General features: G+C 71.3%; 11 protein-coding genes. 3 read left to right on the forward strand and 8 right to left on the reverse strand.

The genetic code is table 11. The features are described from left to right. Window positions 1-66: 66 nt before the first annotated feature. From C2865_RS04155 to C2865_RS04185, 7 genes are all read right to left on the reverse strand, one after another. Complete coding sequence (locus tag C2865_RS04155; protein ID WP_232835338.1) at window positions 67-3,963, reverse strand: bifunctional nitrate reductase/sulfite reductase flavoprotein subunit alpha; 3,897 nt, start codon at window positions 3,961-3,963, stop codon at window positions 67-69. A gap of 97 nt (window positions 3,964-4,060) precedes the next feature. Beyond that, window positions 4,061-5,326 (reverse strand): ABC transporter ATP-binding protein, encoded by a 1,266-nt coding sequence (locus C2865_RS40510; RefSeq protein WP_232835339.1) that lies wholly within the window; start codon window positions 5,324-5,326, stop codon window positions 4,061-4,063. A gap of 327 nt (window positions 5,327-5,653) precedes the next feature. After that, on the reverse strand, window positions 5,654-6,409 hold the full coding sequence (gene modB, locus C2865_RS04165; RefSeq protein WP_106396906.1) for a molybdate ABC transporter permease subunit: 756 nt from the start codon (window positions 6,407-6,409) through the stop codon (window positions 5,654-5,656). A 23-nt stretch (window positions 6,410-6,432) separates the two neighbouring features. Next, complete coding sequence (gene modA / locus C2865_RS04170) at window positions 6,433-7,197, reverse strand: molybdate ABC transporter substrate-binding protein (protein WP_106396907.1); 765 nt, start codon at window positions 7,195-7,197, stop codon at window positions 6,433-6,435. Continuing rightward, on the reverse strand, window positions 7,194-7,580 hold the full coding sequence (locus C2865_RS04175) for a TOBE domain-containing protein (RefSeq protein ID WP_106396908.1): 387 nt from the start codon (window positions 7,578-7,580) through the stop codon (window positions 7,194-7,196). Before C2865_RS04175 ends, modA begins: the two co-directional genes overlap by 4 nt. A 90-nt stretch (window positions 7,581-7,670) precedes the next feature. Beyond that, window positions 7,671-8,483 (reverse strand): 23S ribosomal RNA methyltransferase Erm, encoded by an 813-nt coding sequence (erm, locus tag C2865_RS04180; RefSeq protein ID WP_106396909.1) that lies wholly within the window; start codon window positions 8,481-8,483, stop codon window positions 7,671-7,673. A gap of 214 nt (window positions 8,484-8,697) precedes the next feature. Next, window positions 8,698-9,393, reverse strand: a complete 696-nt coding sequence (locus C2865_RS04185) for a (2Fe-2S)-binding protein (RefSeq protein WP_157963555.1) — start codon at window positions 9,391-9,393, stop codon at window positions 8,698-8,700. A gap of 229 nt (window positions 9,394-9,622) precedes the next feature. Here C2865_RS04185 and C2865_RS04190 point away from each other — a divergent pair, with 229 nt between their 5' ends. The 3 genes from C2865_RS04190 (at window position 9,623) to C2865_RS04200 (ending at window position 12,620) form a co-directional block, all read left to right on the forward strand. Next, a complete protein-coding gene (locus tag C2865_RS04190) occupies window positions 9,623-11,410 on the forward strand; it encodes a thiamine pyrophosphate-requiring protein (protein ID WP_106396911.1) in 1,788 nt (595 codons plus the stop codon). 100 nt (window positions 11,411-11,510) lie between these two features. After that, window positions 11,511-12,050, forward strand: a complete 540-nt coding sequence (locus C2865_RS04195) for a ferritin-like domain-containing protein (RefSeq protein ID WP_106396912.1) — start codon at window positions 11,511-11,513, stop codon at window positions 12,048-12,050. 3 nt (window positions 12,051-12,053) lie between these two features. After that, a complete protein-coding gene (locus C2865_RS04200) occupies window positions 12,054-12,620 on the forward strand; it encodes a type 1 glutamine amidotransferase domain-containing protein (RefSeq protein WP_106396913.1) in 567 nt (188 codons plus the stop codon). Window positions 12,621-12,993: 373 nt separating this feature from the next. On the opposite strand, the gene bla is transcribed toward C2865_RS04200, so the two are convergent. After that, a complete protein-coding gene (gene bla / locus C2865_RS04205) occupies window positions 12,994-13,932 on the reverse strand; it encodes a class A beta-lactamase (protein WP_106396914.1) in 939 nt (312 codons plus the stop codon). Window positions 13,933-14,028 lie beyond the last annotated feature (96 nt).

Consider the following 14,028-nt stretch of genomic DNA (forward strand, 5'->3'; position numbering starts at 1 on the left):
ACTTTACCGATGGACTGACGCGCTTCGACGCCAGCATCCCGGTAAGTAGTTTACTAAAGCGTAACTTCAGTACACATCGCGCACGTATCGCTTGTTTGACGCCATTTTCTTGACAAACTGGACGGCAGCTTCCGGGGTGAGGCCCCCGTGGAGCGTCGCGATCTCGGTCAGGGCGCGCTCGACGTCCCCGGCCATCCGGGCCGCGTCGCCGCAGACGTAGAAGTGGGCGCCCTCCCGCAGCCAGTCCCACAGGCGGGCGCCGTGCTCGCGCATGCGGTCCTGGACGTAGACCTTGGCGCGCCGGTCCCGGGAGAAGGCCAGGTCGAGGCGGGTGAGGAAGCCGTCATCGCGGAGTGACTCCAGTCTCTCCCGGTGGTAGAAGTCCGTGGCCTCGCGCTGCTCGCCGAAGAAGAGCCAGTTCTTCCCGCGCGCGCCCTGGGCGAGGCGTTCGTCCAGGAAGCCCAGGAAGGGGGCGACGCCGGTGCCGGGGCCGACCATGATCATCGCTGTGGACGGGTCCGCGGGCGGCCGGAAGTGCGGGGAGCGCTGGACGGACACCGGGACCGGGGTGCCGGGGGCGGAGTCGGCGAGAAAGGTGGAGGCCACGCCCTTGCGCGTCCTGCCGTGCGGGTTCTCGAACCGCACGACCGAGACAGTCAGGCGGAGCTCGTCCGGGTTCGTCAGGGGGCTGGAGGAGATCGAGTAACTGCGCGGGGCGAGCCGCTTCAGCACCGAAAGCCACTCCTCGGAGGTCGCCTCGACGGGGAACTCCGCCACCACGTCCACCGCTTGGCGGCCCCAGCTCCACTGGGCGAGCTCGTTCTTGTTGTCGGGGCGCAGCAGTTTGCGCAGCAGGCGGTCGTCCGTACGGTCGGCCAGGAAGCGCAGCAGGGCGGGCGTGATCCGGGTGAGGTCGTGCTCCGCCAGGTCGATGGCGGGGTCCATGCGGGTGAGCTTCAGCCACTCTTCCACCACGTCCGGGCAGTTCCGGGGCCGGATGCTCAGGGCGTCGCCGACCTCGTAGATGAGGCCCGTACCGGTGAGGTCGAAGGTGAATTCGCGGACTTCCTTGGTCGCGCCGGGCCGGCTGAGCAGCTGGTTACCCTTCAGGAGCGCGGTCACGGGGGCGTTCTTGGGCCTGGGGGGATGTGCGGGGGCGGCCTTCTTCGCGCTTCCGTCCATCGCCTGGATGACCTGCTCCAGCCACTGGTGGGCGGGAGGCTCGTAGTCGGGTTCGCAGTCGACGCGGGGAGCGAGCCGGATGGCGCCAAGCTCGTCCAGGCGGGCGTCCAAGCGTCGTCCATGGCCGCAGAAATCGTCGTAATTGGAGTCGCCGAGGGCCAGAACGGAGTACCGGACGCCGTTCAGGCGGGGTGCATCGAGGGCCGTCAGGGACTCCCAGAAGCCTGTTCCGTTGTCGGGGGCGTCCCCGTCTCCGAACGTGCTGGTGATGACCAGGACCTCAGAGGCCGCTACAAGGGCCTGAGGGGACGTCTCGTCCATGTTGATCAGGGTGGCCCGTTTGCTCGCCTCTGAGAGTCTCTGAGCGGCTGTGACGGCGAATTCCTCGGCGTTGCCTGTCTGAGATGCCCACAAGATGAGAGTTTCAGGGGTATTGGAAGCGGCCGGGGCGGCGGTCGCGGGCTGCGTCCGCGAGTGGATTCCGGCGAGCATCCCGTTGATCCACAGGATGTGATCGGGGGCGAAAGGCGCGTCCGGCGGGAGGACGGGCAGCTCGCCGGGCGCGGGAGGCGACACCTTCAGGCCGGCGAGGAAGCCGCCCAGATACCGCTTCTCCCGCTCGCTCAGCACGGGAGGAGCCGGATCCGCCAGGTCGAGGACGTTCGTTTCGGCGGGGACGGCGACCCTGGTGAGGGAGACGGCGCAGACCTTCAGCTCGGGCTGGAAGGAGAGCGGGTCCACGGCGTCGCTGGTGACGGCGTTGATGCTCAGGTACTCGCCGAACAGATCGTTCCAATGGAAGGGCGCGAAACACCCGCCCGGGAGCACGCGGTCGGAGACCACGGCGGGCAGCACGGCGCGGCCCCTGCGGGAGGCGATCTCCACCTGATCGCCCTCGGAGACGCCGAGGGCGGCGGCGTCCGCCGGATGGATCTCGACGAACGGGCCGGGATCGAGCCTGTTGAGCTTGCCGACCTTGCCGGTCTTGGTGAGGGTGTGCCACTGGTGCTGGAGGCGGCCGGTGTTGAGGACGAACGGGTAGTCGTCGTCCGGCAGCTCCGCGGGGGCCATGTGCGGGCGGGGGAAGAAGACCGCCCTGCCGCTGGGCGTGGCGAAGCGCAGGCCGTCGCCGTCGCGGTAGCGGACGGGGTTGCGGTCGTCCCCGTCCGGCGCGGGCGCGGGCCACTGGACGGGCGTCTCCTTCAGCCGGTCGTAGGTGACGCCGCGCAGGTCCCAGCCGGTGGCGGGGTTGGCGAAACGCTTGATCTCCTCGAAGATCTCCTCCGCGGAGGCGTAGGAGAAGGCGTCGGCGTAACCCATCTCACAGGCGACGCGGGCGATGAGCAGCCAGTCGGGCAGCGCCTGGCCGGGCGGCTCGACGGCCTTGCGGGCCAGCGTCAGGTTCCGCTCGGAGTTGACCATCACGCCGTCCCCCTCCGTCCACAGGGCGGCGGGCAGGACGAGATCGGCGTACGCGTTGGTCTCGGTGTCGGCGAAGGAGTCCTGGACGACCACGAACTCGGCGGCCTCCAGACCCTCGATGACCGTCCTCCGGTTGGCGACCGAGGCGACCGGATTGGTGCAGATGATCCAGCAGGCCTTGACCGTGCCGTCGGCGAGCCGCTCGAACATCTCGATCGTGCCCTTGCCGGTCTCCGTGCGCAGGGTGCCTTCGGGCAGCCCCCACACGTCCTCGGTGAAGCTCCGGTCGGCGTCGGACAGGACGCTGCGCTGGCCGGGCAGGCCGGGTCCCATGTAACCCATCTCACGACCGCCCATGGCGTTCGGCTGGCCGGTGAGGGAGAACGGGCCGCTGCCGGGACGGCAGATCGCGCCGGTGGCCAGGTGCAGGTTGATCAGGGCGTTGGTGTTCCAGGTGCCGTGCGTGGACTGGTTGAGGCCCATCGTCCAGCAGGACATCCAGGAGCCGGCCTCGCCGATGAGGCGGGCGGCCTCGCGGAGGTCCTCCTCGGGGATCCCGGTGATCTTCTCGACGGTCTCGGGCGTGTAGTCCGCCAGGAAGTCGGGCATCGCCTCCCAGCCTTCGGTGTGCGCGGCGATGAACTCCTCGTCGATCCACCGGTTGTCCACAAGCAGGTGGAGGAGGCCGTTCAGAAGGGCGAGATCCGTGCCAGGCTCGACCTGGAGGAACAGGTCGGCCTTGGCCGCGGTGGCGGTGCGGCGAGGGTCGACGACGATCAGTTTCGCGCCCGCCTTGACCCGTTCCATCATGCGGAGGAAGAGGACCGGATGGCAGTCGGCCATGTTCGAACCGATGACGAGGAAGACGTCGGCGTGCTCGAAGTCCTGGTAGGAGCCGGGCGGCCCGTCCGCGCCCAGCGAGAGCTTGTAGCCGGTGCCCGCGCCGGCCATGCACAACCGCGAGTTGGACTCGATCCGGTTGGTGCGGACGAAGCCCTTGGCCAGCTTGTTGACCAGGTACTGGGCCTCCAGTGACATCTGCCCCGAGACGTAGAAGGCCAGCGCGTCCGGGCCGTGCTCGTCCAGGACCGCGCGGAACCGCCGGGCGGTCTCGGTGATCGCGGCGTCGACGTCCAGCCGCTCGGGGCCGCCGTCGGCGCGCCGCAGGGCGGTGGACAGCCGCCCCGGCGCGGCGAGCATCTCGGCGGTGGTCGCGCCCTTGGTGCACAGCCTGCCGAAGTTCGCCGGATGCGTCCTGTCCCCCGAGGCCCTGACGACCTTGCCGTCCTGGACTTCGAGCACCATCCCGCAGCCGACCCCGCAGTACGCGCAGACGGTCTTCACGCTGGTAGAAGTCACGTCTAGCAAGGTAGGAACTTCTCGTTACCGCCATGTGACATCGGTCGGTAACGGCACGTTACGGCTGTCACACAACGGTCTGCGCGGTCTGGTGAGGTCAGACGGGATAGGTGCGGATCTCCGTGCTCTGCACCGAGACCCAGACCTCGGCACCGGGGTCCGGAGCCAGCTCCGCCACCTCCGCCGGAGGGACGTCCGCCAGGACGCGCAACGGCCCGTCCAGCTGGATCCGGACGCGGTCGCCCTGCTGCTCCACGCCCTCGACCACGGAACGCCACAGGTTGCCCGGGACACCGCCGGGACGCTCGCGGCGGAGCGCGACGGCCGCCGGAGGAAAAGCGACGAACACCGGCCCCTCGGTCTCCTCGGCCACGTCCAGCTCCAGCCCGTCCCCCGCGCCGCCGGACGGCACGCCGTCGCAGTCCGCCGTGCCGTCGCCGGGTGCCGTGCCGCCACTGGACGTCGTGTCGCCGTCGGGGGGCACGCCGTCGCGGTCCGCCGTGCCGTTGCCGGGTGCCGTGCCGCCGCAGCCTGTAGTGCCGTCGCTGGACGTCATGTCGCCGCCGGGTGCCGTGCCGTCGGGCGTCGTGCCGTCGGGCATGACGCCGGGCGGCGCCGTGCCGGTCAGGGTGACGCGGCGGCCGTGGCCGGTGCCGCGGTAGAGGTTGAGGCCGACGAGGCGGGCGACGTAGTCGGTGCGGGGGCGCCGGGCGACCTCGGCGGGCGTGCCCTCCTGGACGATCCGGCCCGCCTCGATCACGATCAGCCGGTCGCAGAGCACCATCGCGTCGAGCGGGTCATGGGTGACCAGCAGCGCCGCCCCCGCGAAGTCCGCCAGGTGCCGCCGCAGGCCCGACCGGACCTCGAGCCGCGTCCGCGCGTCCAGCGCGGCCAGGGGTTCGTCCAGCAGGAGCAGCTTCGGCTCCACGGCCAGCGCCCGCGCCAGGGCGACCCGCTGCGCCTGCCCGCCCGACAACTCGCGCGGCCTCGCCTTCCCGTGCCCGCCCATCCCCACCCGTTCGAGCCACCCCGCCGCCGCCCGCCGCGCCTCCCGCGCCGGAGTCCCCCCGCACCGGGGCCCGAACGCCACGTTCTCCACCACCGAAAGATGCGGGAACAGCAGGTAGTCCTGGAACACCATCCCCACCGGCCGCTCCTCCGCGGGCAGCCGCTCCAGGCGCTCCCCGTCCAGCTCGATCCGCCCCTCCTCCAGCCGGACCAGCCCCGCCAGCGCCCGCAGCACCGTCGTCTTCCCCGCCCCGTTCGGCCCGAGCAGCCCCACGATCTCCCCGGCGCCCACCTCGAACTCCACGTCCACCCGGAACCCGTCCCGCCGCACACCCAGCCGAGCCGTCAGCCCCATGTCCCTCCTCCTTCCGTCGCCCGAAGTCCTCGTTCTTCCGCCTTCAGCCGCCGTCCGACCGGATGCACGACCAGGGGTCCGCTCTCCGGCGTGTTCGTTTTTTCTCGACGTGGCCCGTGGTTCGGTCTTCGCCGTGTTCGTGCTTCCTCGGTCCGGCCAGGCGCCTGTTCCCCGACGTGTTCGTTCTGCCTGGCTCGGTCCGTCGTTCGCTCTCCGGTGCGTTCCTTCTCCTCGGGTTCGGCCCACGGCGCCGGTTCTCCGGCGTGTCGTTCCTCCTCGGGACGGGGAGACGTCCGTTCCGTCATGTTTCCTCCTCCTCGGGACGGGTCAGGGGAGCCAGCGGTCCCGGAGGGTGACCAGGACGGTGAGGGAGACGGCCAGCAGGACGAGGCTGAGGACCAGGGCGGCTTCGGGGTCGGTCTCCAGGGCCAGGTAGACGGCGAGGGGCATGGTCTGGGTGCGGCCGGGGAAGTTGCCGGCGAAGGTGATGGTGGCGCCGAACTCGCCCAGGGCGCGGGACCAGCAGAGGACGGCGCCGGCGAGGACGCCGGGGGCCACCAGGGGGAGGGTGACGCGGCGGAAGACGGTCCAGCGGGAGGCGCCGAGGGTGGCGGCGGCCTCCTCGTAGCGGGGGTCGGAGGCGCGCAGGGCGCCCTCGACGCTGATCACGAGGAAGGGGAGGGCGACGAAGATCTGGGCGAGGACGACGCCGGTGGTGGTGAAGGGGAAGGTGAGGCCGAACCAGGCGTCCAGGTGGCGGCCGATCAGACCGTTGCGGCCCAGGACCAGCAGGAGCGCGACACCGCCCACGACCGGGGGCAGGACGAGCGGGACGGTGATCAGGGCGCGGGCGAGGCGGCGGCCGGGGAACTCGGCGCGGGCCAGGACCCAGGCGAGGGGCACGCCCAGCAGCAGGCAGACGGCGGTGGCCAGGGTGGCCGTCCCCAGGGAGAGGCGCAGCGCCTCCAGGACCCGGGGTTCGGCGAGCCGGGCGGGCAGGGTCGACCAGGGGGTGCGGACGAGCAGCCCGGCCAGCGGCAGGACGAGGAAGGCCAGTCCCGCCGCGGCGGGAAGGGCCAGCATCCAGGGGACGCGGCTCCGCACGCTCACGGGGCTTCGAATCCGGCTTCGGTGAACACGTCCCGCGCCCGCTGCGACAGCACGAACGCGACGAATTCGGAGGCCGCGCCGGGGGAAGGTGCCTTCTCGAGCGCGACGATCGGGTAGTCGTTGACGGCCTGACCGGCTTCGGGGAAGGCGATGCCCCTGACCCTGCCGCCCGCCGCGCGGATGTCCGTCCGGTAGACGAGCGCGGCGTCGACCTCGCCGAGGGTCAGCTTGGTGAGGGTGGCCTTGACGTCCTGTTCCAGCGTGACGGGGGTGACGTCGAGACCGGCGGCGGCCAGCGCCTCGGCCGCGGCGGCGCCGCACGGGACCTGTTCGGCGCAGAGCGCGACCTTGACGTCCGGGTCCGCGAGGTCCGCGAGCCCGGAGACCTTGCTGGAGCCGTTCGCGGGGACGGCGATCTCCAGCCGGTTGCGGGCGAAGACGGCGGGTTTCCCGGCCGCGAGCGAGGCGTCGGTGGCGGTCCGCATCGTGGCCTGGCTGGCCGAGGCGAAGACGTCCGCGGGCGCACCTTGGACGAGCTGCTGGGCGAGGGTGGCGCTGGAGCCGAAGTTGAACCGCACCTCGACGCCGGGATTGCCGTCCTCGAACTCCCCGCCGAGCCGGGTGAACGTCTCGGTGAGCGAGGCGGCCGCGAACACCGTGACCGTCTCGGACGCCTCGTCGCCCGGCGAGCAGCCCGTCAGGACCGCCGAAAGGAGCAGGAAGAGCGCGCACAACCGCCGTGGCCCCGGGGACCGCCTCATTCGGGGACCTCCACGACGACGTTCGTGGACTTGATCACCGCCACGGCCAGCACGCCCGGTTCGAGCCCCAGCTCGTCGGCGGCCTGCCTGCTCATCAGCGACACGACACGGAACGGCCCGGCGGCCAGTTCGACCTGCGCCATGACCGTGTCCCTGCGGACCTCGGTCACGATGCCCCGGAACCGGTTGCGCGCCGACGAGCGCCCCTCGCCGCCGGAGTCCACCTGCGCCCGCGCGAACGCCGCGAGCTCCCCGCCGTCGATCAGGCGGTGCCCGTGGGAGTCCCGCCCGGCGGCCAGCCGCCCGCCGTCCACCCAGCGCCGCACGGTGTCCGGGCTGACCCCGAGCAACTCGGCCGCCTCACTGATCCGGAACTCTGTCACCCGACGAATCTACCTGCCGCAGATGCAAGGATCAATGCCGATGATGCCCCGTATTTGCCAGGCAACCAAGTGATATCCCTGGAAAATGCGTCATGTAAGACCCCGCCTTCTCCCCGGCAGGGCAGCGTCCCGCGCCGGAGGGAAGTGGCGCAGGAACAGGTCGGCCCACTGCTCGGCCACGAGGACCTTGGGCAGGGCGGACGGCGCCACCCCGTGCCGCCGCGTCCACTGCAGAGCCTGGTGGCGGGACATCTCCGGCATCGCGGTGAGGATCTCCGCGATGCCCCGTCCACGGCCCGTGAACACGCGCCGGACGACGTCCTGGTACCGCCCGCGTGCCCGCGGCTGCACGAGAGGAAGCCGTCTCCGGGTGGCGGTCAGCAGCCCGCCGTCGACGCCGGGCCGCGGCCGGAACGCCGAGGACGGCACCCGCTGGTGGAGCCGGAACTCGAACCACGGCCACCACTGCGCCGTCATCATGCTCGCGCCGCCCACTCCCGCGCGGCGCCGCGCCACCTCCCACTGGGTGATCAGGACGGCGTCGGTCCAGCCGGGAGCGTCGAGGATGCGGCGGAGCATCACGGTGGTCTGGTGGAAGGGCAGGTTCCCGGCCAGCACGTGGGGTGTGGCGGGAAGGGGATGGCGCAGGAAGTCCGCGTGGACGACCTCCGCAGGCGGGCCGAGTCGGCGCGCGAGCCGCCGGGCCTGCCGCCCGTCGATCTCGACGCCGGTCAGCGGCCTGCCCAGGCGACGCATCGGCAGGGTCAGCGCGCCGTCTCCGGGGCCGATCTCGATGATCGGCCCTTCGGTCGCGGCGACGAGCCCGACGAAGGCGTCGATGACGTTCCGGTCGATGAGGAAGTTCTGGCCGAGCTCATGCCGGCCAGGGCGCTGGGTGTGCACAGGATCTCCACGGCTTCGAAGCGAGCCGGGCAGCCCTGGAGGCCGCTCGGCGAGGATTCGCGGAAGCGGCGGAGCATCAGAGGAAGGGACGTTCCGCCGCTACGGGCGGCGGGTCCTCGTCATGGCGGCCGTGGATGCGCACATGCCGCCGACCCTAGCCGTCAGCCCGGAACCGGTCCACGGATTTACACCTGCCGCGGTGTTCCGGTGAACGTCAGGAGCGGAGCGCGCAGTCGCCGCACTTGCCGCTGCCGGGGACGCGGTAGTAGAGGCAGCAGGCGGCGCGGGTGAAGGAGGGGCGGCCGGGGACGGGTTCGGTGAGCCGGTGGGCGGCCTCGAACGGGGGCAGGGCGAGGATGCGGCGGGCCAGGGCGATGGCGTCGGCGGCGTGCTCGGGCCGCTGGAGGGCGAGGACCAGGGTGGTCCCGGCGAGGGCCGAGGCGGCGTTGTCCCACAGGAGCCGGGTGGGGATCTTGACCAGCCGCTGGAGCGGGACGGCCAGGGACTCCAGGAGGGCGGTGACGTCCCTGTGGATGACGGCGGCGGGATCGTCGCCGGCCGGGCGTACCTTCGGAGAAGGGAGCCGGAGCGGGAGGGGGCCGGTGGGGACGGCCTGTCCTCGGAGGCTGTCGGGAGTCCATTCCAGGACCCGGCCGTGCAGGACGGCCGCGCCGACGACGGGCGACCACAGGCGGGAGGCGAAGCCCATCTGGATGAGAGACGCCGCGACGCGGGGCTCGTCGATCTCGAGGAGGCCGAGGGTGCGGGCCAGCCGCTCCTCCAGTGCGGCCCTGTCGGTGAAAAGCTCCGCCAGCGGACGCCAGGAGGCGTCGCCGGGACCCGAGGAGAGATGGAAGAAGCCGCCGACCGCGGAGACGTCGTCGATGACTTCACGAAGGCCGAGTGGCATCGGCGTCGCCGCTCCTCTCTCGGGAGACCCGCTCCGACGCGTGGGAGGGCGCGAACAAGGGGTCTCCTGGCTCTCGGCTCCCCGCTCACAGCGGTGCCGCACCGGGCTCGCACCGGCTCCCGCATCATGGCACGGCGGGGGACGGACGGGTTCTTTGCATGCCCGTGGCGGGTGGGGCGGTGGGAGGCGGGTAGGCGGAACGCGAGGGTTGTCGGAAGGCGGGGGACTCATGAAAGTCGCCGATTTCCTGTTGGCGCGGCTTCGGGAGTGGGGGGTGGAGCATGTCTTCGCCTATCCGGGAGACGGGATCAACGGGCTGCTCGCGGCGTGGGGAAGGGCGGGGGACCGCCCGATGTTCGTGCAGGCCAGGCACGAGGAGATGTGCGCGTTCGAAGCCGTCGGGTACGCGAAGTTCACCGGACGGCTGGGAGTGTGCGCGGCGACGTCCGGGCCGGGCGGGATCCATCTGCTGAACGGGTTGTACGACGCCAGGCTCGACCGCGTTCCGGTCGTGGCGATCGTCGGGCAGACCGACCGGACCGCGATAGGCGGTTCCTACCAGCAGGAGGTCGATCTGCTGTCGCTGTTCAAGGACGTGGCGGGCGCCTACGTCCAGATGGTGACGGTGCCCGAGCAGCTGCCGAACGTGTTGGACCGGGCGATCCGGACCGCGATGGCCGAACGTGTGCCCACCGCCGTCATCATTCCGGGCGACGTCCAGGACCTGGAGTACGTGAAGCCGGGGCACGAGTTCAAGATGGTGCCGTCCAGCCTCGGCGTCGCCGGTCCGTCCGTCGGGCCGGACGAGAAGGCGCTGCGGCAGGCCGCGGAGATCCTGAACGCGGGGCACAAGGTGGCGATCCTCGCCGGAGCGGGGGCGCGCGGCGCGGCCGAGGAGCTGCGGCAGGTCGCGGACCTGCTCGGCGCGGGAGTGGCCAAGGCGCTGCTCGGCAAGGACGTCCTCTCCGACGAGCTGCCGTACGTGACGGGCTCGATCGGGCTGCTGGGAACGCGTCCGAGCCACGAGCTGATGACCGGGTGCGACACCCTCCTCACCGTGGGGTCGAGCTTCCCGTACTCGCAGTTCCTGCCGGAGTACGGCCAGGCACGGGCGGTGCAGATCGACATCGACCCCAAGCAGATCGGGATGCGCTACCCGTACGAGCTGAACGTGGTCGGGGACGCCGCCGTCACGCTGCGGGCGCTGATCCCGCTGCTGACCCGCAAGACCGACCGGTCCTGGCGGGAGGAGATCGAAGCCGGAGTCACCCGCTGGTGGGCGGCCATGCAGCGCGAGGCGATGGTCGACGCCGACCCCGTCAACCCGATGAGGCTGTTCCACGAACTGTCGCCGCGGCTGCCCGACAACGCCATCGTCACGGCGGACTCGGGATCGGCGGCCAACTGGTACGCCCGCAACCTGCGTTTCCGGGGACGGGTGCGCGGTTCGCTGTCGGGGACGCTGGCCACGATGGGCGCGGGGGTGCCGTACGGGATCGGCGCGAAGTTCGGCCTGCCGGAACGCCCGGTCATCGCGTTCGCCGGGGACGGGGCGATGCAGATGAACGGGCTGGCCGAGCTGCTGACCGTCAAGCACTACTGGCACACGTGGGCGGATCCGCGTCTCGTCGTCGCGGTGCTGCACAACAACGACCTCAACCAGGTCACGTGGGAGATGCGCGCGATGCAGGGCGCGCCGAAGTTCCCGCAGTCGCAGACGCTGCCGGACATGGACTACGCGGCCTTCGCCGAGGGACTCGGGCTGCTGGCCGTCACCGTCGACCGGCCCGACCAGATCGGCCCCGCCTGGGACAGGGTGCTGGCCGCGGACCGCCCCGCGCTGCTGGACGTGCGCACCGACCCCGACGTCCCGCCGATCCCGCCGCACGCCACGTCCGACCAGTTGAAGGACACCCTCAGGGCGCTTCTGGGCGGCGACGAGGACCGCTGGGGCGTGCTGAAGGAGGGGCTCAGGACCAAGGCGCAGGAGTTCCTGTCGCGCCTCGACGAGAGATGAGCCGCGTCACCTCTCGTTGTTATGGGGTAGTGCGATGGGTAGGGGGAAAACGTAACGATTCGCGCGGGGGGAATCGGCAGTTTCATCGGGGGGATTTCACATGGCGGAGAACAGCTTCAGCCTTGACGTGACCGCGATCCGCGAGCGTGCCAGGGAGAAGATGAGCAGCGGTCCGGTGACCGAGTCCTACGGCAGGAGCACCGACCAGGTCATCGGCGTGCTCAACGACGTGCTGGCCACCGAGATCGTCTGCTGGATGCGCTACAGCCAGCATGCGATCGCGGCGGTGGGGATCGACCGCGCCCAGGTGGTGTCGGAGTTCAACGAGCACGCCGAGGAGGAGCGCAAGCACGCGATGCAGGTCGCGGAGCGGATCAGCCAGCTCGGCGGCAGCCCCGACTTCGACCCGGCGACGCTGGCGGAGCGCTCCCACACGACATACGAGACGTTCTCCGAGAGCGACCTGCGCGGGATGCTGCAGGACAACCTCGTGGCCGAGCGGATCGTCATCGAGTCCTACCAGGAGATCATCCGCTGGCTCAGTGACGGCGACGTCACCACCCGGCGGATCATGGAACACATCCTGGCCGAGGAGGAGGAGCACGCCGACGACCTCCTCGACCTGTTGGGAGGTAAGTAACTCATGGCCAACGAACTGCGCGGAAAGGTGATCGCCTTCCTGGTCGCCGCCGAGGGCGCCGAACAGGTGGAGCTGCAGGAGCCGTGGCGGGCGGTGGAGGCCGCGGGCGGCAGGCCGGTGCTCATCGCCCCGGTCGACAAGGCGGGCGCCGAGGCCCAGCTCTTCCAGCACCTGGACAAGGGCGACCGGCAGCGGGTCGACATGCCGCTGGCCACCGCCGACGTCGCCGAGTACGACGCCCTGGTGCTCCCCGGCGGCGTCGCCAACCCGGACATGCTCCGCATGAATCCCGAGGCCGTCCGCTTCGTCCGGCGTTTCTTCAGGGACGGCAAGCCCGTCGCGGCCATCTGCCACGCGCCCTGGATGCTCATCGAGGCGCACGAGGCCAGCGGCCGCACCCTCACCTCGTGGCCGAGCCTCCACACCGACCTGTCCAACGCCGGCGCCGCCTGGGTCGACGAGCCCGTCGTCGTCTGCGAGAAGGGCGACAACACCCTCGTCACCAGCCGCAAACCCGACGACCTTCCGTCCTTCAACGACACCCTCGTCAAGGTCTTCTCCGCCGCCTGACGGCCGACGGGCCGACGCCCGCCGGCCGACGCCCGCCGGTTGGGACGTCCGCCGATAACCGATGGTTGACGACCGACGGCTGACGGTCGACGACGGCTGAGATGCCCGCCGATGACCGATGGCTGACGACCGCTGACGTCCTATGACCGACGGCTGATGACCGACGACCGCTGATGATCGACGGTTGACGACCGCCGATGGCCGCACCCGCAGGCGCCGATCCGTGCCTGCGGGTGCGGCGTGTTCGAACGGCGGAGGCCGGATGCCGGGTCCACGGCAGCGGGCCGCGGGGGCCCGTCCTTCGGCAGGGGCGCAGGTCTCGGGTGGGCTTCGGGTGGTGGCGGCGTGTCCGGCGCCGGGGATGGGGACGGGGTCAGGACAGGGCTCTGACGGCGATCTTCGTGGCTTCGGCGATGACCCGGTCCTCGTGGGTGCCGTCCTTCGCGGGTTTGTCGGAGAAGACGGCGAGGACGAGGGGGCGGCCGTCGGGGGACCAGGCGACTCCGACGTCGTTGGCGGCGGCGTACTCGCCGGTGCCGGTCTTGTCGGCGGCCGTCCAGCCGCGGGGGAGGCCCGCGCGGATACGGTCCTGGCCGGTGCGGTTGGCCCGCATCCAGCGGGTGAGCCGGTCGCGTTCGGCCTGCGCCAGGGCCTCGCCGAGGAGGAGGGCGCGGTAGCCGGCGGCCATGCCGGCCGGGGTGGTGGTGTCCAGGAGGGAGCCGGGGGTGACGTCGTTGAGTTCGGGTTCGCGGCGGTCCAGGCGGGTGACCGGGTCGCCGATGGAGCGGGCGAAGGAGGTCACCGCGGAGGGGCCGCCCAGGAGGTCGAGCAGTTCGTTGGAAGCGGTGTTGTCGCTCTGGAGCAGGGCGGCATGGCACAGTTCGGCGACCGTCATCCCGGAGTCCACGCGATTCTCGGTGACGGGCGAGTGCGGGACCAGGTCGGCCCGGGTGAAGCGGATCCTGCGGCCGAGGAGGCCGGAGTCCGACGAGTGGGCCTTCAGGACCGCGGCGACGGCGTAGGTCTTGAAGGTCGAGCACATCGCGAACCGCTCGTCCTGTCGGTGGCCGAGCGACCGGCCTGTGCCTGTGTCGGCCGCCCACAGTCCGAGACGGACCCCGAAGCGCTTCTCCAGACGCCGCAGAGCCGTGACGCTCGCACTCATGTCCGGGACGGCCGCGGTGCTCGGCACCGGGCCCACGGGCGCGGAGGAACGGGCCGTCGCCGGTGCCGGGGAACCGTCCGGGCCACTGCAGGCTCCGGCGAACGGCACCGACAGCAAGGCTCCCAGCACCGTGCGGCGTCTCAACACGTTCTTCCTCTTCCCCGGGTACGGCAAGCGCTCTCCGGACACGACGAGCGGGTTCCGGCGTGGACGACCAATCTAGAAGATCGGGCACGCCCCCGT

This window comes from Actinocorallia populi (assembly GCF_002995495.1).
Classification (GTDB): Bacteria; Actinomycetota; Actinomycetes; order Streptosporangiales; family Streptosporangiaceae; genus Actinocorallia; species Actinocorallia populi.

Coding starts and splice junctions, on each gene's coding strand:
- C2865_RS40510 (WP_232835339.1), bottom strand. CDS start 5,326: ATGGGGCTGACGGCTCGGCTGGGTGTGCGGCGGGACGGGTTCCGGGTG.
- modB (WP_106396906.1), bottom strand. CDS start 6,409: ATGCTGGCCCTTCCCGCCGCGGCGGGACTGGCCTTCCTCGTCCTGCCG.
- modA (WP_106396907.1), bottom strand. CDS start 7,197: ATGAGGCGGTCCCCGGGGCCACGGCGGTTGTGCGCGCTCTTCCTGCTC.
- C2865_RS04185 (WP_157963555.1), bottom strand. CDS start 9,393: ATGCCACTCGGCCTTCGTGAAGTCATCGACGACGTCTCCGCGGTCGGC.
- C2865_RS04190 (WP_106396911.1), top strand. CDS start 9,623: ATGAAAGTCGCCGATTTCCTGTTGGCGCGGCTTCGGGAGTGGGGGGTG.
- C2865_RS04195 (WP_106396912.1), top strand. CDS start 11,511: ATGGCGGAGAACAGCTTCAGCCTTGACGTGACCGCGATCCGCGAGCGT.
- C2865_RS04200 (WP_106396913.1), top strand. CDS start 12,054: ATGGCCAACGAACTGCGCGGAAAGGTGATCGCCTTCCTGGTCGCCGCC.